General features: G+C 62.7%; 15 protein-coding genes. 2 read left to right on the forward strand and 13 right to left on the reverse strand.

Translation table 11 applies throughout. The features are described 5' to 3' along the window. Window positions 1-38: 38 nt before the first annotated feature. Together GSQ95_RS13900 and htpG are read right to left on the reverse strand one after the other, a co-directional pair. The gene (locus tag GSQ95_RS13900) at window positions 39-776 is read right to left on the reverse strand and encodes a dienelactone hydrolase family protein (RefSeq protein ID WP_158895473.1); all 738 of its coding nucleotides are present in this window, start codon (window positions 774-776) and stop codon (window positions 39-41) included. A 55-nt stretch (window positions 777-831) separates the two neighbouring features. Further along, window positions 832-2736 (reverse strand): molecular chaperone HtpG, encoded by a 1905-nt coding sequence (htpG, locus tag GSQ95_RS13905; RefSeq protein ID WP_158895475.1) that lies wholly within the window; start codon window positions 2734-2736, stop codon window positions 832-834. A gap of 200 nt (window positions 2737-2936) precedes the next feature. Here htpG and GSQ95_RS13910 point away from each other — a divergent pair, with 200 nt between their 5' ends. Beyond that, window positions 2937-3218 carry a hypothetical protein gene (locus tag GSQ95_RS13910; protein WP_007159246.1) on the forward strand — a complete coding sequence of 94 codons (282 nt, stop codon included), beginning with the start codon at window positions 2937-2939 and terminating at the stop codon, window positions 3216-3218. Between the two features lie 55 nt (window positions 3219-3273). Here GSQ95_RS13910 and brnQ read toward each other — a convergent pair whose 3' ends face one another. The 10 genes from brnQ to sdhC form a co-directional block, all read right to left on the reverse strand. After that, window positions 3274-4617, reverse strand: a complete 1344-nt coding sequence (brnQ, locus tag GSQ95_RS13915) for a branched-chain amino acid transport system II carrier protein (protein ID WP_158895477.1) — start codon at window positions 4615-4617, stop codon at window positions 3274-3276. Window positions 4618-4822: 205 nt separating this feature from the next. Further along, on the reverse strand, window positions 4823-5710 hold the full coding sequence (gene sucD / locus GSQ95_RS13920; protein WP_133859671.1) for a succinate--CoA ligase subunit alpha: 888 nt from the start codon (window positions 5708-5710) through the stop codon (window positions 4823-4825). Beyond that, window positions 5710-6876, reverse strand: coding sequence for an ADP-forming succinate--CoA ligase subunit beta (sucC, locus tag GSQ95_RS13925; RefSeq protein ID WP_064306646.1), 1167 nt, complete (start codon window positions 6874-6876; stop codon window positions 5710-5712). Before sucC ends, sucD begins: the two co-directional genes overlap by 1 nt. 207 nt (window positions 6877-7083) lie before the next feature. Beyond that, window positions 7084-8520: a dihydrolipoyl dehydrogenase gene (lpdA, locus tag GSQ95_RS13930; RefSeq protein WP_133859672.1), complete on the reverse strand. Its 1437-nt coding sequence runs from the start codon at window positions 8518-8520 to the stop codon at window positions 7084-7086. Between the two features lie 80 nt (window positions 8521-8600). Beyond that, a complete protein-coding gene (gene odhB, locus GSQ95_RS13935) occupies window positions 8601-9821 on the reverse strand; it encodes a 2-oxoglutarate dehydrogenase complex dihydrolipoyllysine-residue succinyltransferase (RefSeq protein WP_158895479.1) in 1221 nt (406 codons plus the stop codon). A gap of 42 nt (window positions 9822-9863) precedes the next feature. Next, window positions 9864-12695, reverse strand: coding sequence for a 2-oxoglutarate dehydrogenase E1 component (locus GSQ95_RS13940; RefSeq protein ID WP_133859674.1), 2832 nt, complete (start codon window positions 12693-12695; stop codon window positions 9864-9866). A gap of 185 nt (window positions 12696-12880) precedes the next feature. Further along, on the reverse strand, window positions 12881-13585 hold the full coding sequence (locus GSQ95_RS13945) for a succinate dehydrogenase iron-sulfur subunit (RefSeq protein ID WP_158895481.1): 705 nt from the start codon (window positions 13583-13585) through the stop codon (window positions 12881-12883). Between the two features lie 11 nt (window positions 13586-13596). After that, entirely contained in the window at window positions 13597-15369 is a 1773-nt protein-coding gene (gene sdhA, locus GSQ95_RS13950) for a succinate dehydrogenase flavoprotein subunit (protein WP_133859675.1), read from the reverse strand. 3 nt (window positions 15370-15372) lie between these two features. Then, window positions 15373-15741 (reverse strand): succinate dehydrogenase, hydrophobic membrane anchor protein, encoded by a 369-nt coding sequence (gene sdhD / locus GSQ95_RS13955; RefSeq protein WP_133859676.1) that lies wholly within the window; start codon window positions 15739-15741, stop codon window positions 15373-15375. Next, window positions 15735-16121, reverse strand: a complete 387-nt coding sequence (gene sdhC, locus GSQ95_RS13960) for a succinate dehydrogenase, cytochrome b556 subunit (RefSeq protein ID WP_026083585.1) — start codon at window positions 16119-16121, stop codon at window positions 15735-15737. The genes sdhD and sdhC overlap by 7 nt, the downstream gene beginning before the upstream one ends. Window positions 16122-16468: 347 nt before the next feature. Between sdhC and gltA the strand changes: the two genes are divergently transcribed. Beyond that, a complete protein-coding gene (gene gltA / locus GSQ95_RS13965; RefSeq protein ID WP_158895483.1) occupies window positions 16469-17749 on the forward strand; it encodes a citrate synthase in 1281 nt (426 codons plus the stop codon). Between the two features lie 135 nt (window positions 17750-17884). On the opposite strand, the gene GSQ95_RS13970 is transcribed toward gltA, so the two are convergent. Next, entirely contained in the window at window positions 17885-18940 is a 1056-nt protein-coding gene (locus GSQ95_RS13970; protein ID WP_133859677.1) for an OmpA family protein, read from the reverse strand. Between the last annotated feature and the right edge of the window lie 16 nt (window positions 18941-18956).

An 18956-nucleotide genomic window follows, 5' to 3' on the forward strand; every position in this document is an offset into this window, starting at 1 on the left:
CCGGGCCCGACCCGGGCTCCGGCAGACAGCGAAAGCCGTCAACCCTGGGCGAAGACTTCGTCGAACAGGTTGTGCATCGCCAGGAAGGCACGCTTGGCCACCACCGGGTGATACTGCTGCTTGCCCGGATTGTTGGCTTCGGGATCGGTGAAGGAATGCACCGCGCCGCCATAGCTCAGCAGTTGCCAATCCACCTGGGCGGCATCCATCTCCTGGCGGAAGCCGGTGACTTGCTCGTCCGGCACCATGGGATCGGCGGCGCCGTGCAGCACCAGCACCGGACCGGTGATACGGGCCGCATCGGCCGGGCTGGGCGTATCCAGATTGGCGTGGAAGGTCACCACGGCGCTCAGCGGCGCCCCATCGCGCGCCAGTTCCAGCGCCGCGCAGCCGCCAAAACAGAAGCCGATGGCAGCGATCTGGTGGACGTCCACCGCCGCTGTCTCGGCCTGGGCGACCAGCGCCGCATGAGCCGCCTGCATGCGCTGGCGCAACAGCGCGCGATCACCGCGGATCGGCGTCATGGCCGCCAGGGCCTCGTCGGCGCTCTGCGGGCGCACATTGCGACCGTAGAAATCCACGACCAGGTAAGCCAGGCCGTCGGCCTCGGCCAGCGCCTTGGCCTGGTCGACGGCGCCATGGGACACCCCCATCCAGTTGGGCGCGAAGAGCACGCCCGGACGGGTCGGATTACCGCTGGTGGCGTACACCAGCTGGCTCTCGAACGGCTGACCATCGATTTCGTAGGCAACGGGTTTTACAGTGACTTCGACCATGGGGCCCTCCAAAGGGTAGATAAGAAAAAGCCCGCCGAGGCGGGCTTCTCCATCTTCAAGCGGACAATTCCACCAGCAGTTTGTTTAACCGGCGGACATAGGCGGCGGGATCCTTGAGGCTGTCGCCCGCGGCCAGCGCAGCCTGATCGAACAGGATGTGCGACAGGTCGGCGAAGCGGTCCTCGTCGGGCTCGCCATCGAGTTTCTCGATCAGCGGGTGCTGCGGATTGATCTCGAAGATCGGCTTGGAATCCGGCGCTTTCTGACCACTGGCTTCCAGGATGCGGCGCATCTGCATGCCGAGATCCTGCTCGCCGATGGCCAGGATCGCCGGCGAATCGGTCAGGCGATGGGACACGCGGACTTCGCTGACCTGGGTATCCAGGGCCTGCTTGAGGCGCTCCACCAGGCCTTCCTTGGTCTTGGCGACCTCTTCCTGAGCCTGCTTGTCTTCTTCGCTGTCGAGCTTGCCGAGATCCAGATCGCCACGGGCGACATCGACGAAGTGCTTGCCGTCGAATTCGGTGAGATAGCTCATCAGCCACTCGTCGATGCGATCGGTCAGCAGCAGCACCTCGACACCCTTCTTGCGGAAGACTTCCAGGTGCGGGCTGTTCTTGATCTGGGCATGGCTCTCGCCGGTCAGGTAGTAGATCTTGTCCTGACCTTCCTTCATCCGGCCGATGTAGTCGGCCAGGGACACGTTCTGGGCATCGTCTCCATTGTAGGTCGAGGCGAAACGCAGCAGACCGGCGATCTTCTCGCGGTTGGCGAAGTCTTCCGCCGGACCTTCCTTGAGCACCTGGCCGAAGTGGCCCCAGAACGACTGGTACTTCTCCGGCTCGCTCTTGGCCAGCTTCTCGAGCATGTCCACCACGCGCTTGGTCAGCGCCGATTTCATGGAGTCGATCACCGGATCCTTCTGCAGGATCTCGCGGGACACATTCAGCGACAGGTCGTTGGAATCCACCACACCCTTGATGAATCTCAGGTACAGCGGCAGGAACTGGTCGGCCTGGTCCATGATGAAGACGCGCTGCACATAGAGCTTCAGGCCCTTGGGCGCTTCACGCTGGTAGAGATCGAAGGGCGCACGGGCCGGCACGTACAGCAGCGAGGTGTATTCGAGCTTGCCCTCGACCTTGTTATGGCTCCAGGTCAGGGGATTCTCGAAGTCATGGCCGACGTGCTTGTAGAACTCCTGGTAGTCCTCGTCCTTGAGTTCGGTACGCGGACGGGTCCAGAGCGCGCTGGCACGGTTGACGGTCTCCCATTCGGCGGCGACCGACTGCTCGTCCTCGCCACCCTGCTGCTCCTTGGGCAGCTCGATGGGCAGGCCGATGTGGTCGGAGTACTTCTTGACCACGTTGCGCAGGCGCCAGCCATCGGCGAATTCGGTTTCCTCGGGCTTGAGGTGCAGCACGATGCGAGTACCGCGCTCGGGCTTGTCGATGTTGGCGACCTCGAACTCCCCTTCCCCCTTCGACGACCAGTGCACGCCTTCGGCAGCGGGCTGGCCGGCACGGCGGGTGTAGACGTCGACCTGATCGGCGACGATGAACGCCGAGTAGAAGCCCACGCCGAACTGACCGATGAGGTTGGAATCCTTCTTCTGGTCGCCGCTGAGATTCTTCAGGAAATCGGCGGTACCGGACTTGGCGATGGTGCCGAGGTGGGCGATCACCTCTTCGCGGCTCATGCCGATGCCGTTGTCTTCGAGGGTGACCGTGCCGGCCTCCTTGTCGAAGCTCAGGCGAATCTTCAGCGTATCCCCGCCTTCGAGCAGTTCGGGCTTGGACAAGGCCTCGAATCTGAGCTTGTCGGCCGCGTCGGAGGCGTTGGAAATCAATTCGCGCAGGAAGATTTCCTTGTTGGAATACAGCGAGTGAATCATCAGGTGAAGCAGCTGCTTCACTTCGGTCTGGAAGCCTAGGGTTTCCTTTTGAGTCTCCACACTCATGCTACGAACTCCGCTATCGATAGGTACGCACCAGATGCCTGGCGATGTCGCGGAGATGGGGGCGCCCGATGACATTTCAACCTTGGCGCGCTCGGTTCGCGACGCAAGTAGGAATTTGCGCGATGCCTGGGCTAGACGCGGAACTTAACTTTTAATGGGGCGCTCGAACGGCTGTCGTGTAGTTCATAAGGAGAAAACACATGAAAAAGCCCTTCGCTATTGCCCTGCTCTTCACTGCCGCCTTCGGCCTCGCCGCCTGTGACAAGCCTTCCGAAAACAAGGCTCAGGATGCTGCCAAGACCGAACAGAAAGCCCAGGAAAACCTGAACAAAGCCGCTGAGCAGAGCAACAAGGCCGCTGAGCAGCGCAACGAAGCCGCCAACGAGGCTGCCAAGGAACAATCCAAAGGCGAAGCCACCTCGGTCAGCCCGGCCACCGGTACCGCCAACGGCAACGCGCCGGCTACCCAGCCCAAGCCGTAAGCTGTCTAGATACGAAAAAAGCCCGCTTAGGCGGGCTTTTTTGTGGGCGGCTGATTCAGGAGCGCGAGGGATCCGGTTCGGCTTCACCCTCAGGCGCACGTCCGCCACGCTTCAGACTTACCAGCGTCAGGGCGACCAGGCCCACCACCACGGCCGGCAACAGCCAGCCCAGCCCCGAGTCGGCCAGCGGCAGCCACTGTACGGCACCGCTCAGATAGGGCACCGTCAGGTGCGCCGCCTGCAGGCCATCGAGGATGCCGAAGGCCAGAGCCACCAGCAGCACCGGCCCGAGGATGCGCCCGGGCGCCGCCCAGCGGGCGGTGAAGAAGCTCATCACCACCAGGGCGATGCAGGGCGGATAGATGGCGGTCAGGATCGGCACCGAGATCTGGATCAGCTGGGTCAGTCCCAGGTTGGACACCAGCAGCGAGAACGCCGCCAGCAGGACCACCAGACTGCGATAGCTGAACGGCAGGAATTCGCTGAAGAACTCCGCACAGGCGCAGGTCAGGCCCACCGCCGTCACCAGGCAGGCCAGGGTGATCAGCACCGCGAGGAAGTCGCTGCCGACACTGCCGAAGGTGTGCTGCACATAGGCATGCAGAACCTCGGCGCCGTTGCTGGCATGGGGCACCAGCACCCCGCTGCCGGCGCCGAGCTGGAACAGACTCAGGTAGACCAGCACCAGCCCTGCCCCGGCGATGAGGCCGGCGATGATGGTGTAGCGCGTCAGCAGCTGCGGCGCCGTCACGCCACGGGCACGAATGGCGTTGGCGATGACGATGCCGAATACCAGGGCACCCAGGGTATCCATGGTCAGGTAGCCGTTGACGAAGCCCTGGGACAGCGCCCGCGAGGCGTAGTCCGGTGCCGCCGTGGCAGGACCGCCAGCCGGCCAGAACAGCGCGGCGCCGCCCAGCACTGCCAGCGCCAGAATCTTCAGCGGACCAAGAAAGCGCCCCACGGTGTCGAGCAGGCGTCCCGGATAGAGCGAGACCACCAGCACCACCAGGAAATAGGCCAGGCTGTAGAGGAACAGCGGTATGGGTCCGTTACCGAGCAGCGGCGCGACGCCGACCTCGAAGGACACGGTAGCGGTGCGCGGCGTGGCAAACAGCGGACCCACCGACAGGTAGCAGACGATGGCCAGGGTGCGGGCGGCGGTCTGGCCGAGCGGTTTGCTCAGGGCGTCCATGCCACCCCCGACCCGCGCCAGGGCGATCAGCGTCAGCACCGGCAGGCCGACGGCGGTCAGCAGAAAGCCCAGGGCGGCGCTCCAGACGTGCTCGCCCGCCTGCAGACCGACGATCGGGGGAAAGATGATGTTGCCCGCGCCGACGAACAACGCGAACGTCATGAATCCAAGGGCCAGGACATCCCGGCTTTGCAAAGCTTTCATGGAAGGCAGTACCAGCAATGAGGAAAACAAGGCAGCCCGCCCTCATGGGAGCAGGTCTTGGTGGGGCCACGGCGTGGCCGTTGGAGCGGAAGGTTGCCATCCTAACGAATTGCCGGCGAAAAGGCAGCCGGCAGCTGATGAGGCGTCATGGTCGCGCCCATGAAAAAGGCCGCCCGAAGGCGGCCTTTTCTATCGTCAGTCAGGCTCAGGCCTTCTTGACTTCCCAACCGGTCAGCTCGGCCAGGGCCTTGCCGATGTCAGCCAGGGAACGCACGGTCTTCACACCCGCATCCTGCAGGGCGGCGAACTTCTCGTCCGCAGTACCCTTGCCGCCGGAGATGATGGCGCCAGCGTGGCCCATGCGCTTGCCGGGCGGTGCGGTGACACCGGCGATGTAGGACACCACCGGCTTGGTCACGTTGGCCTTGATGTAGGCCGCGGCTTCTTCTTCAGCGCTGCCGCCGATCTCGCCGATCATTACGATGGCTTCGGTCTGCGGATCTTCCTGGAACAGCTTCAGGATATCGATGAAGTTCGAACCCGGGATGGGGTCGCCGCCGATGCCCACGCAGGTGGACTGGCCGAAGCCGGCGTCGGTGGTCTGCTTCACGGCTTCATAGGTCAGGGTGCCGGAACGCGACACGATACCGACCTTGCCCGGCAGGTGGATGTGACCGGGCATGATGCCGATCTTGCACTCGCCGGGAGTGATGACGCCGGGGCAGTTCGGGCCGATCAGGCGTACGCCCAGCTCGTCGCACTTCACCTTGGCATCCAGCATGTCGAGGGTGGGGATACCCTCCGTGATGCAGACGATCAGCTTGATGCCGCCCAGCGCCGCTTCCATGATGGAGTCTTTGCAGAAGGGAGCCGGCACATAGATCACCGAAGCGTCGGCGCCAGTGGCTTCGACGGCCTCACGCACGGTGTTGAACACCGGCAGACCCAGGTGGGTGGAGCCGCCCTTGCCGGGGGTCACGCCGCCAACCATCTGGGTGCCGTAGGCGATGGCCTGTTCGGAGTGGAAGGTACCCTGGCTACCGGTGAAGCCCTGGCAGATGACCTTGGTGTCTTTGTTGATCAGGACGCTCATTACTTACCCTCCGCGGCCTTGACGACCTGCTGGGCAGCGTCGGTCAGGCTGGTTGCCGCGATGATGTTCAGGCCGCTTTCGGCCAGGACCTTGGCACCGAGTTCGGCGTTGTTGCCTTCCAGGCGAACCACGACCGGCACCTTCACGCCAACTTCTTTCACAGCGCCGATAATGCCTTCGGCGATCATGTCGCAGCGCACGATGCCGCCGAAGATGTTGACCAGAACGGCCTTCACGTTGCTGTCGGACAGGATGATCTTGAACGCCTCGGTCACGCGCTCTTTGGTCGCGCCACCGCCAACGTCCAGGAAGTTGGCCGGCTTGCCGCCGTGCAGGTTGACGATGTCCATGGTACCCATGGCCAGACCGGCACCATTGACCATGCAGCCGATGCTGCCTTCCAGGGCCACGTAGTTCAGTTCCCACTTCTGCGCATGGGCTTCACGGGCGTCGTCCTGCGACGGGTCGTGGAAGGCGCGCAGCTTGGGCTGACGGTAGATGGCGTTGCTGTCGATGTTGATCTTGGCATCCAGGCAGTGCAGGTTGCCGTCCTTCTTGATCACCAGCGGGTTCACTTCCAGCAGCGCCAGGTCGTAGTCCTGGAACAGCTTGGCCAGACCGACGAAGATCTGGGTGAACTGCTTGATCTGGTCACCTTTCAGGCCCAGCTGGAAAGCCAGGTCGCGACCCTGGTAGGGCTGAGCGCCCACCAGCGGATCGATGGTGGCCTTGAGAATCTTTTCCGGAGTGTCGTGAGCGACTTTCTCGATGTCCACGCCACCTTCGGTGGACGCCATGAACACGATACGGCGGCTGGAACGATCGACCACGGCGCCCAGATAGAGCTCCTGATCGATGTCGGTGCAGGATTCAACCAGGATCTTGGTGACCGGCTGACCGTTGGCGTCGGTCTGGTAGGTCACCAGACGCTGGCCCAGCCACTTGGCGGCGAATTCCTTGGCTTCTTCCTTGCTCTTGACCAGCTTCACACCACCGGCCTTGCCACGGCCACCGGCATGTACCTGGGCCTTGACGACCCACTCGTCGCCGCCGATACGGCCGCAAGCCTCGTAGGCCTCCTGGGGGGTGTCGACAGCGTAGCCTTTGGAAACGGGCAGGCCGTATTCAGCGAACAGCTGCTTACCCTGATACTCGTGGAGATTCATGCTTGTCTACCGTCTTCGTTGGGTATTGCGCATTCGACGCTGTGCGTTCTCCGAGCCGTCCTCCGGACGGTCGCGGGCACCGCGCCACCTGTGACCCCTGCCCTAGTGGGGTGTCTCACACCCCACTAACAAGAGTCCGAGGTGCCTTCCTGCGGTGGAGCCCTGAGGCTCCACGGCGGTCGGCAACCCCGTGGTTCCGTAAATCTCTTACCGCTTCTTGCGATTCACTGCGTGGATCGCATGACCGTTCACCGCCAGGGCCGCTTCGTGCAGCGCCTCGGACAGCGTCGGGTGCGAGAACACCATCATGCCCAGGTCTTCGGCGCTGGAGCCGAATTCCATGGCGATGGCGCCTTGCTGCACCAGCTCCGCCGCGCTCGGGCCGACCACATGGACGCCCAGGACGCGATCGGTCTTGGCATCCGCCACCACCTTGACGAAGCCGGCGGTGTCGTTGGCCGCCAGGGCACGACCGCTGACCGCGAAAGGGAAGGTGCCGACATTGACTTCGACGCCTTCGGCCTTCAGGGCCTGCTCGGTCTTGCCGACCCACGCGATTTCCGGGTGGGTGTAGATCACCGAGGGGACCAGATCATAGTTCATCTGGGCCTTGTGACCGGCGATGCGCTCGGCAACCATCACGCCCTCTTCCGAGGCCTTGTGGGCCAGCATCAGACCACGCACGCAGTCACCGATGGCGAACACGCCCGGCACGCTGGTAGCGCAATGGTCGTCGACGTAGATGTAGCCACGCTCGTCGCTTTCCACGCCGCTGTCGGATGCCAGCAGGTCGGTGGTGACCGGACGACGGCCCACGGCGACGATCAGGCGATCGAAGGTGATCTGCTTCTCTTCACCGGCTTCGGTGTAGTTGACGGTGACTTCTTCGCCGTTGACCTGGGAGCCGGTCACGCGAGCACCCATGCGAATGTTCAGACCCTGCTTGGAGAGGATCTTGTAGGCCTCCTTGGACACCTGCTCATCGGCAGCGACCAGGAACTTGTCCAGGGCTTCCAGCACGGTGACTTCGGCGCCCAGACGGGCCCAGACCGAACCCAGCTCCAGGCCGATGACGCCGGCACCGATCACGCCCAGACGCTTGGGCACGCTCTGGAATTCCAGGGCGCCGGTGGAATCGACGATGACCTTCTGGTCCACCGGAGCCGGCGGGATGTCGATGGGACGCGAGCCGGACGCCAGGATGACGTTCTCGGCCTCGACCACCTGGACGTTGCCGTCCAGCCCGGTGACTTCGACCTTCTTGCCGGACAGCAGCTTGCCGTTGCCTTCCAGCAGGGTCACGCCGTTCGCCTTGAACAGGGTGGCCACGCCGCCGGTGAGGTTCTTCACGATCTGGTCCTTGCGGCCGATCATGGTGGGCACGTCGATGGTGACGTTCGGCGCGTCGATGCCGTGGACCTTAAAGCCCTCGTGGGCCTCGTGGTACTTGTAGGAGCTGTCCAGCAGCGCCTTGGAGGGAATGCAACCCACGTTCAGGCAGGTGCCGCCCAGGGCGACCTTGCCTTCCTTGCCCTTGTAGCGCTCGACACAGGCCGTCTTCAGACCGAGCTGCGCGGCGCGGATGGCGGCCACGTAGCCACCAGGGCCTGCGCCGATCACCACTACGTCGAATTTGTCGCTCATACACTAATCCCCTTGGAGCAGCTTCAGGCAGGAAAACTTGAAGCGGTGCGTGGCCCCTGCCCCGCACCGCGAGAGCCGGATCAGATGTCCAGCAGCAGACGAGCCGGGTCTTCCAGCAGGTCCTTCATGGTGACCAGGAAGGTCACGGCTTCCTTGCCATCGATCAGGCGATGGTCGTAGGACAGCGCAAGATACATCATCGGCAGGATCACGACCTGGCCATTCACCGCCATGGGGCGCTCCTGGATCTTGTGCATGCCCAGGATCGCGGTCTGCGGCGGGTTGACGATGGGGGTGGACAGCAGCGAACCGAAGACACCACCGTTGGAGATGGTGAAGGTACCGCCCTGCATGTCGTCCATGGTCAGCTTGCCGGCCTTGGCCTTCTTGCCGAAGTCGGCGATGGTGCCTTCCACTTCCGCCAGGCTCATGAACTCGGCGTTGCGCAGCACCGGAACCACCAGGCCGCGGTCGCTGGACACGGCCACGCCGATGTCCTGATAACCGTGGTAGACGATGTCGTTGCCGTCGATGGAGGCATTGACGCCCGGCTGACGCTTGAGCGCCTCGGTGGCGGCCTTGACGAAGAAGGACATGAAGCCCAGGCGCACGCCATTGTGCTTCTTCTCGAACATGTCCTTGTACTTGGAGCGCAGGTCCATGATCGGCTTCATGTTGACCTCGTTGAAGGTCGTCAGCATGGCCATGCTGGACTGGGCTTCCACCAGGCGCTCGGCGACCTTGGCCCGCAGGCGGGTCATGGGCACGCGCTTCTCGGTACGGTCACCAGCGGCGGTCACCACCGGAGCGGCGGCGGCAGCGGGCTTGGCAGCCGGAGCGGCGGCGCCGGACTTCTTGGCCTCGACGGCGGCGACGGCGTCTTCCTTGGTGATGCGACCGCCCTTGCCGGTGCCAACCAGGGTAGCCGGATCGATGCCGTTCTCTTCGGCGATCTTGCGTGCGGCAGGAGCGAGGATCGGGTCCTCTTCACCACCGGCGGCCGGCGCGGCGGCCGGAGCGCTGGCAGCGGTCGGCTGGGCAGCAGGAGTGGCGGCGGCAGTGGCACCCTCTTCCACGCGAGCGATGACTTCTTCGCTCAGCACGGTATCGCCTTCGTTCTTCACGATTTCGGCCAGGACGCCATCGGCGGGCGCCACGACTTCCAGCACGACCTTGTCGGTCTCGATGTCAACCAGCAATTCGTCACGCTTGACCGCTTCGCCCGGCTTCTTGTGCCAGGTGGCGACGGTGCCGTCAGCGACCGATTCCGGGAAGGTAGGGGCTTTGATCTCGATAGCCATTCTATGAATTTCCTTAGTGATCTCTAGTAGTCGCGTGACGAATCAAACGGAGAAAGCATCGTTCAGCAGTTTTTCCTGCTGCTCGGCGTGCATGGAGGCATAGCCACAGGCCGGTGCGGCGGACGCATCGCGACCGGCGTATTCCAGGCCCAAGCCCTGCTTGTAGGCGGACACCGCGCGGCGCATGTGATGCTGGCTGCAGTACCATGCACCCTGGTTCATCGGCTCTTCCTGGCACCAGACCACGCGCTCGAGGTTCGGGTAGCCCGCCAGTACCTCGGCCAGGTCGTCTTCCGGGAACGGGTAGAGCTGTTCCAGGCGCACGATGGCGATGTCCTGGCGATTCTCACTGCGGCGCTTTTCCAGCAGGTCGTAGTAGACCTTGCCGCTGCACAGGACCAGGCGCTTCACCTGCTGGGCATCGATCTGATCCAGCTCGTTGATCACGGTCTGGAAAGAACCATGGGCGAGGTCTTCCAGGGTCGAGATGGCCAGCTTGTGGCGCAGCAGCGACTTGGGCGTGAGCACCACCAGCGGCTTGCGTAGCGGGCGGATCACCTGGCGACGCAGCAGGTGATAGATCTGCGCCGGCGTGGTCGGTACGCAGACCTGGATGTTCTGCTCGGCGCAGAGCTGCAGGTAACGCTCCAGACGAGCCGACGAGTGCTCCGGACCCTGGCCTTCGTAGCCATGGGGCAGCAGCATGGTCAGGCCGCACAGACGACCCCACTTGATCTCGCCGCTGGTGATGAACTGGTCGATGACCACCTGGGCACCGTTGGCGAAGTCACCGAACTGGGCCTCCCAGACCACCAGCGCATTGGGCGTGGTGGTGGCATAACCGTATTCGAAGCCCAGCACCGCTTCCTCGGAGAGGAAGGAGTCGTAGATCTCGAACGACGGCTGGTCTTCGGCCAGATGCTGCAAGGGCACGTAGGGCACGGCGTCCTTCTGGTTGTGCAGCACCGCGTGACGGTGCGAGAAGGTGCCACGGCCGACGTCCTGACCGGTGATGCGGATCGGATGGCCTTCGTGCAACAGGGTGGCGTAGGCCATGGTCTCGGCGAAGCCCCAGTTCAGGGGCAGGCCGCCAGCAGTCATCTTCTGGCGGTCTTCGAGGATCTTGCCGACCTGACGCTGGACCACGACGCCTTCCGGAACCTGCAGCAGCTTGTTGGCCAGGTCCTGCAGGGTCTTGAGGTCGAAGCCGGTGTCGTGCCGGGCGGTCCAGGCATGGCCAAGGTAGGGTTTCCAGTCGACGAACAGGTCGCGATTGGGCTCCTTGACCAGGCTGGCAACCACGTGACGGCCCTCGTCGAGGGCGCCGCGATAGGCTTCGAACTGTGCCTGGACCTGCTCGGCAGTGACGACACCGGCCTGGGTCAGGGCGTCCGCATAGAGATCGCGGGTGGTGCGCTGCTTGGCGATCTGCTGGTACATCAGCGGCTGGGTGCCGCTCGGCTCGTCGGCCTCGTTGTGGCCGCGACGGCGGTAGCACACCAGGTCGATGACGATGTCACGCTTGAACTGCATGCGGTAGTCGACCGCCAGCTGGGTGACGAACAGCACCGCTTCGGGATCATCGCCGTTCACGTGGAAGATCGGCGCCTGGATCATCTTGGCGACGTCGGTGGCGTACTCGGTGGAGCGCGCGTCTTCCTGGCGGTTGGTGGTGAAGCCGACCTGGTTGTTGATGACGAGGTGCAGAGTGCCGCCGGTCTTGTAGGCCCGGGTCTGCGACATCTGGAAGGTTTCCATGACCACGCCCTGGCCCGCGAAGGCCGCGTCGCCGTGGATGGCGACGGGCACGACCTTGTCGCCGGAGCGATCGCCGCGGCGATCCTGGCGGGCACGTACCGAACCTTCCACCACCGGCGAGACGATCTCCAGGTGCGAAGGGTTGAACGCCAGCGCCAGGTGGACTTCGCCGCCCTGGGTCATGACGTTGGAGGAGAAGCCCTGGTGATACTTGACGTCACCAGAGCCCAGCTCGACCAGCTTCTTGCCTTCGAACTCGTCGAACAGGTCGCGCGGGTTCTTGCCCAGGGTGTTGACCAGTACGTTCAGGCGGCCACGGTGGGCCATGCCGATCACCAGCTCCTTGACGCCATAGGAGCCGGAACGCTGGATGATCTCGTCGATCAGCGGAATCAGGCTCTCGCCCCCTTCCAGACCGAAACGCTTGGTGCCCGGGTACTTGGTGCCCAGGTACTTTTCCAGGCCCTCGGCGGCGGTCAGGCGCTCCAGCAGATGGGTGCGGACTTCAGGGGAATACTGCGGGCGGCCACGGACGCTTTCCAGGCGCTGCAGGAACCAGCGGCGCTCTTCGGAATCGACGATGTGCATGAACTCCGCACCGACCGTGCGGCAATATGTCTCTTGCAGCGCATCCCTGATTTCGCGGAGAGTTGCCTCCTCTTTGCCGATGAACAATTCACCGGTGCGGAAGGTGGTATCCAGATCGGCGTCGGTCAACCCATAGTGGTTGAGCAGCAGATCGGCAGGCGGCTGACGCTTCCACAGACCCAGGGGGTCGAGCTGGGCAGCCTGATGACCCTGCAGACGATACGCCTGGATCAGACGCAGGACTTCGACCTGCTTCTTCTCGTGTTCGGAACTGACGGTACCGGCCGAGACCGGTTGAGCTCGCCGCTGGTTCTTGCCCAACAGCACGAAATGGTCACGGATCGCGGAATGCGCGACGTCCGGCGAATTGCCAGTGACCGCAGGCAGCTTCTGGAAGTAGGTGCGCCACTCTTCCGGCACAGCGTTGGCATCGTGCAGAAACAGCTCATAGAGCTCTTCCACATAGGCAGCGTTACTGCCGGACAGGTGAGCGCTGTCCCACAGTTGCTGCATCTGACTTTCGTGCATCTAGTTCACCCCTTCGGCAGAGATAGCATCAGCCGATGACCAGTCTCGACGCGAGACCTGGCCTCCCTACGGCTGCGCCAATGCCCGGATGCTGCTCCGGGTATCCCTGAATGGACATTGGTTGAATCAAGCTATCGAGGTCGCTAACGAACCCGCCCGGCACAACGGGCCGGGCGGGACGTGGATCAGGTACCGCTCTGCAGCAGCATCGCCCGCACATGGCCGATGGCCTTGGTCGGGTTCAGCCCCTTGGGACAGACCGCCACGCAGTTCATGATCGACCGGCAGCGGAATACGCTGAACGGATCGTCCATCGCCGCCAGGCGTTCCTGGGTCTTGGTGTCACGGCTGTCGGCCAGGAAGCGATAGGCCTGCAGCAGCGCGGCGGGGCCGAGGAACTTGTCGGGGTTCCACCAGAAGGACGGGCAGGACGTCGAGCAGCAGGCACACAGGATGCACTCGTACAGACCGTCGATCTTCTCGCGGTCTTCCGGGCTCTGCAGGCGCTCGATGGCCGGGGCCGGAGTCTCGTTCTGCAGGAACGGCTTCACCTTCTCGTACTGCTTGTAGAAGATGCTCATGTCGACGACCAGGTCACGGATGACCGGCAGGCCGGGCAGCGGGCGCACGACCAGCTTGTCGTTCTTGACCACGGCCGACAGCGGCGTGATGCACGCCAGGCCGTTCTTGCCGTTGATGTTCATGCCGTCGGAGCCGCACACGCCTTCGCGGCAGGAACGACGGTAGGAGAAGCCTTCATCCTGCTCTTTGATCAGAGCCAGGACGTCCAGCACCATGAGATCCTTCCCACCGGTATCGACCTGGAACTCCTGCATGGACGGCGCGCCGTCCTGATCCGGGTTGTAACGATAAACGCTGACTTTCAACATGGTGGTCACCTTTAGTAAGTCCGAACCTTGGGTTCGAACATCGGTACGGTCTTGGGCGCGAAGTTGACTCCACGCTTACTGACCCGCTTTTCACCGGGGAAATAGAGGGTGTGGCACAGCCAGTTCTCGTCGTCACGCTCTTCGAAGTCTTCACGGGCGTGAGCACCACGGGACTCCTTGCGGTTCTCGGCGGCGATGGCGGTCGCTTCGGCCACTTCCAGCAGGTTCTGCAACTCGAGCGCCTCGATACGGGCGGTGTTGAAGCCCTGGCTCTTGTCGTTGATCTTGACCTTGGCGATGCGCTCGCGCAGATCGGCCAGCTCGGCGATGCCCTTCTGCATGTACTCGCCGGTGCGGAACACCCCGAAGTAGTTCTGCATGCAGGTCTGCAGCTGCTTGCGCAGCGTGGCGACGTCGTCGCCGGTGGTCCGCTCGTTGACGCCGGACAGACGCTGCAGCGAGGCTTCCAGGTCGCTTTCCGAAGCACCACGGTGCTCGATGCCGTCCTTGAGCGCCTTCTCCAGGTGCAGACCGGCCGCACGACCGAAGACCACCAGGTCCAGCAGCGAGTTGCCACCCAGGCGGTTGGCGCCGTGCACGGACACGCAAGCCACTTCGCCCACGGCGAACAGGCCTTCGATGATCCTGTCGTTGCCGTTGGCGTCCTGAGTGATGGCCTGACCATGAATGTTGGTGGCGATGCCGCCCATCATATAGTGGCAGGTGGGGATCACGGGCACTGGTGCGACGACCGGGTCGACGTGGGCGAAGGTCTTGGACAGTTCGCAGATGCCGGGCAGACGGCTGTGCAGCACGTCTTCACCCAGGTGGTCCAGCTTCAGCAGCACGTGGTCGCCATCCGGACCGCAACCGTTGCCGGCCAGCACTTCCTTGACCATGGAACGGGCGACCACGTCGCGACCGGCCAGGTCCTTGGCGTTGGGCGCATAGCGCTCCATGAAGCGCTCGCCGTGCTTGTTGATCAGATAGCCACCCTCACCGCGGCAACCCTCGGTGACCAGCACCCCGGCGCCGGCGATGCCGGTGGGGTGGAACTGCCACATCTCGATGTCCTGCACCGGCACACCGGCGCGCAGCGCCATGCCGACGCCGTCACCGGTGTTGATCAGGGCGTTGGTGGTGGAGGCATAGATACGGCCCGCGCCGCCGGTGGCCAGCACGGTGGCCTTGGCCTTGACGTAGACGGTCTCGCCGGTCTCGATGCAGATGGCGATGACCCCGACGATGACGCCGTCCTGGTTCTTCACCAGATCCACGGCGTACCACTCGTTGAGGAATACCGTGTTGTTCTTCAGGTTGCCCTGATAGAGGGTGTGCAGCAGGGCGTGACCGGTACGGTCGGCAGCGGCGCAGGTCCGCGCGGCCTGGCCGCCCTTGCCGTAGTCCTTGGACTGGCCGCCGAAGGGACGCTGATAGATACGGCCCTGCTCGGTGCGGGAGAACGGCAGACCCATGTGCTCGAGTTCGAAGACCGCTTCCGGGCCTACGGAGCACATGTACTCGATGGCGTCCTGGTCACCGATGTAGTCCGACCCCTTGACGGTGTCGTACATGTGCCAGCGCCAATCATCGTTCGGGTCGGCCGAGGCGATGGCGCAAGTGATGCCGCCCTGGGCGGACACGGTATGGGAACGGGTCGGGAAGACCTTGGTGATCACCGCGGTCTTGTGACCGGACTGGGCCAGCTGCAGCGCTGCGCGCATACCGGCGCCGCCGCCACCTACGATGATGGCATCAAACGAGATATGACGAATTGTGGACATAGATCAAACACCCCAGAAGATCTGCACGCCCCAGACGAAGAACGCGAACATCGCGAACCCGCATACCGCCTGGAACAGGAAACGCACGGCGGTAGCGCCCTTGCCGATAGCCATGGTGGTCAGGTAGTCGGTGGAGATGGTCCACATACCAACCCAGGCATGAACGCAGACGGACACCAGCGCCAGCAGGCTGAAGATGCGCATCAGGGTGTGGGAGAACAGGCCGTGCCATTGCTCGAAGGTGAGCCCTGGGTGAAGGATCAGGTAGCCGATGATAAAGAGGAAGTAGACCGCAAGGACGACTGCCGAGACCCGTTGAGCCATCCAGTCATAGAGACCGGAACGCGAAAGATTGGTGACGTTGGTTACCATACCCAAACCCCTGCCAGAATGATCAGAACTGCGGAAATGACCAGCACAAGCTGCGCACCCAGCTTGCCGCCCTGCAGGGTTTCGCCGGCGCCACCATCCATGATCAGGTGCCGAATGCCGGCGACCAGGTGGTAGAGCAATGCAGACAGCAGACCCCAGATCACGAGCTTGACCAGCGGATAGGCCAGAAAAGCTTTCACTTGGCCGAAGCCTTCCGGACTGCCCAGGGACAGGTGCAGGCCATAAAGCATGACTGCAATGCCGAGGAACAGGATGACGCCGGAGATACGGTGAAGAATCGAGGTATAAGCTGTGATAGGTAGTTTGATGGTCCTGAGATCTAGGTTTACAGGTCGTTTGCTATTCACGGCTTCTTTCACACTGAGGGCCCAATTGCGGTCGGGCTAGTTATAGGAGATTCCACATCTGCTACACGCTTCCTGTTGGAAGCGTCTTGACCGCTCGGCATCAGCTCGCCGACCCGGTACGGTCGGGCGAGAATTATAGACAGTTAGCCTACTCATGACAAACGCGGATGCCCGATTCCGACGTCGCCAGCTGATATTCAGAAGCCTGCGTGTTAAGGTCTTTTCGCCGCACAATCCGCCCAGAAAGAGCCTTTAGGGTGATATTTTCGTAAATTGACTTTCAAATTTATCCCTCTATAGTGGGCGAGGCCCTGAGTGGAGGGTTTATTGATGATTTCAAAGCAAAATAAGGAGGCCTAATGGCTGACAAGAAAGCGCAGTTGATCATCTCGGGAGCGGATCCGGTTGACCTGCCCGTTATGTCCGGCACCCTTGGCCCGGACGTGATCGATGTTCGCAACCTCACCTCCACTGGTGTGTTCACCTTTGACCCGGGCTTCATGTCCACTGCCTCGTGCGAGTCCAAGATCACCTATATCGATGGTGACAAGGGCATCCTGCTGCACCGGGGCTACCCGATCGAGCAACTGGCGGAGAAATCCGACTATCTCGAGACCTGTTACCTGTTGCTCAAGGGTGAATTGCCGAACGCGCAAGAAAAGGTGCAGTTCGTTGACACCATCAAGAACCACACCATGGTTCACGAGCAACTGAAGAACTTCTTCAACGGCTTCCGCCGCGATGCGCACCCCATGGCGATCATGTGCGGTGTGGTCGGCGCCCTTTCGGCCTTCTACCACGACTCCCTGGACATCACCGATCCGCAGCACCGCGAGATTTCGGCGATGCGCCTGATCGCCAAGATGCCGACCCTGGCAGCCATGGTGCACAAGTACTCCATGGGTCAGCCGATGATGTATCCCCGCAACAACCTGGGATACGCGGAAAACTTCCTGCACATGATGTTCAACACCCCGTGCGAGGAAAAACCGATCAGCCCGGTGCTGGCCCGCGCCATGGATCGCATCTTCATCCTGCATGCCGACCATGAGCAGAACGCCTCCACCTCCACCGTCCGCCTGGCCGGTTCGTCGGGCGCCAACCCCTTCGCCTGTATCGCTGCCGGTATCGCTGCCCTCTGGGGCCCGGCGCACGGGGGTGCCAACGAAGCGGTACTGAAGATGCTGGACGAGATTGGCGATGTGGCCAACATCGACAAGTTCGTGGCCAAGGCCAAGGACAAGAACGATCCGTTCAAGCTGATGGGCTTCGGCCATCGCGTCTACAAGAACTTCGATCCGCGCGCCACGGTGATGAAGCAGACCTGCGACGAAGTCCTGGCCGAGCTCGGCATCAACGATCCGCAACTGGAACTGGCCATGCGCCTGGAAGAACTGGCCCGCAAGGACCCCTACTTCGTCGAGCGCAACCTCTACCCGAACGTGGACTTCTACTCCGGCATCATCCTCAAGGCGATCGGCATTCCGACCAGCATGTTCACCGTGATCTTCGCCATGGCACGGACCGTCGGCTGGATCTCGCACTGGCAGGAAATGCTCTCCGGTCCCTACAAGATCGGTCGGCCGCGCCAGCTGTACACCGGCGTGACCCAGCGTGACATCCCGGACGATCGCGGCTGATCGATCCGTTAGGAACAACCCCGCCTCGGCGGGGTTTTTTGTGCCCGCCAGAACTAGATCAGCGGCGGAAAACCAGAATGGCAGGCATAAAAAAGCCCGCACTAGGCGGGCTTTTTCGAGTCTGGATCAGGCAGCTTACTTGGCCTGAGCTTCGACTTCGGCTTCTACGCGACGGTTAACAGCGCGACCGGCTTCGGTGGCGTTGTCAGCAACCGGGCGGGATTCGCCGTAACCAACAGCATTCACGCGGCCGCCCTGCACGCCGTACTGGTTGACCAGGACGTTACGCACGGCGTTGGCACGACGCTCGGACAGCTTCTGGTTGTAGGCGTCGGTGCCGACGGAGTCGGTGTGGCCTTCAACGGTGGTCGAGGTCTGCGGGTACTGCTGCATGAAATCAGCCAGGTTCTTGATGTCGGCGTAGCTGTTGGGCTTGACCACGGCCTTGTCGAAATCGAATTTCACGTCCAGCTCGACGCGAACGGTTTCGGCAGCAGCCGGGCAGCCGGTAGCGTCAACGGTGACGTTGGCCGGGGTGTTCGGGCACTTGTCGACGTTGTCGCAAACGCCGTCGTTGTCGGAATCGGTGCAGACGTCAGCAACGGGGGCCGGAGCCGGAGCCGGAGCGACTTCTTTCTTGGTGGAACCACCGAAGTTCAGACCAACACCTACAGCAGCGCTCCACTCGGTGTCGCCGTAGTCGATGTTGTAGTTAGCTTGCACGCCGGTACGGGCATACAGGTTCTCGGTGAAGTAGTACTTCAGGCCGGCACCCAGGTTGGCGTAGGTGGAGTGATCACGACCACCTTCGTTGATGTCGCGGTTGCTGATGGACTGGTGAGCGAAGCCACCGGACACATACGGACGCAGGCCGACGCCGGGCTGACCGAAGTGGTAGTAGGCATCCAGAGCGGCCAGGCTGCCCTTGATGTTCTTGTGGCCCAGGTCGTGGTCGCCACGGGCGTTGTGGTACTCACCGTAGGACAACGCCAGCTCAACGTCATCGGTCAGGAAGTAGCCAACGGAACCGCCGTACAGGTCAGCGTTGGTCATGTTGCGCTGGCTGTCGGTGAACAGACGGCTGCCGAACAGCTCGGTCTCGACGGCGCCTTGACCTTGTGCCAGGGCGCTCAGCGAGGCGCTTGCCAGCAGGGAGCCGATAACGACGCCCAAGGTGCTCTTCAGTTTCATCCTTTGTATCCCCATT

It is taken from the genome of Pseudomonas sp. BAV 4579 (genome assembly GCF_009765395.1).
Lineage (GTDB): Bacteria > Pseudomonadota > Gammaproteobacteria > Pseudomonadales > Pseudomonadaceae > Chryseomonas > Chryseomonas aestiva.

Bases quoted from the DNA above. Each gene is read 5' to 3' on its own strand.
- sdhA (WP_133859675.1), bottom strand. From the start codon at position 15,369: ATGTCCACAATTCGTCATATCTCGTTTGATGCCATCATCGTAGGTGGC.
- GSQ95_RS13900 (WP_158895473.1), bottom strand. From the start codon at position 776: ATGGTCGAAGTCACTGTAAAACCCGTTGCCTACGAAATCGATGGTCAG.
- odhB (WP_158895479.1), bottom strand. From the start codon at position 9,821: ATGGCTATCGAGATCAAAGCCCCTACCTTCCCGGAATCGGTCGCTGAC.
- sdhD (WP_133859676.1), bottom strand. From the start codon at position 15,741: ATGGTAACCAACGTCACCAATCTTTCGCGTTCCGGTCTCTATGACTGG.
- GSQ95_RS13945 (WP_158895481.1), bottom strand. From the start codon at position 13,585: ATGTTGAAAGTCAGCGTTTATCGTTACAACCCGGATCAGGACGGCGCG.
- brnQ (WP_158895477.1), bottom strand. From the start codon at position 4,617: ATGAAAGCTTTGCAAAGCCGGGATGTCCTGGCCCTTGGATTCATGACG.
- GSQ95_RS13970 (WP_133859677.1), bottom strand. From the start codon at position 18,940: ATGAAACTGAAGAGCACCTTGGGCGTCGTTATCGGCTCCCTGCTGGCA.
- GSQ95_RS13940 (WP_133859674.1), bottom strand. From the start codon at position 12,695: ATGCACGAAAGTCAGATGCAGCAACTGTGGGACAGCGCTCACCTGTCC.
- lpdA (WP_133859672.1), bottom strand. From the start codon at position 8,520: ATGAGCGACAAATTCGACGTAGTGGTGATCGGCGCAGGCCCTGGTGGC.
- sucD (WP_133859671.1), bottom strand. From the start codon at position 5,710: ATGAGCGTCCTGATCAACAAAGACACCAAGGTCATCTGCCAGGGCTTC.
- GSQ95_RS13910 (WP_007159246.1), top strand. From the start codon at position 2,937: ATGAAAAAGCCCTTCGCTATTGCCCTGCTCTTCACTGCCGCCTTCGGC.
- gltA (WP_158895483.1), top strand. From the start codon at position 16,469: ATGGCTGACAAGAAAGCGCAGTTGATCATCTCGGGAGCGGATCCGGTT.
- sucC (WP_064306646.1), bottom strand. From the start codon at position 6,876: ATGAATCTCCACGAGTATCAGGGTAAGCAGCTGTTCGCTGAATACGGC.
- htpG (WP_158895475.1), bottom strand. From the start codon at position 2,736: ATGAGTGTGGAGACTCAAAAGGAAACCCTAGGCTTCCAGACCGAAGTG.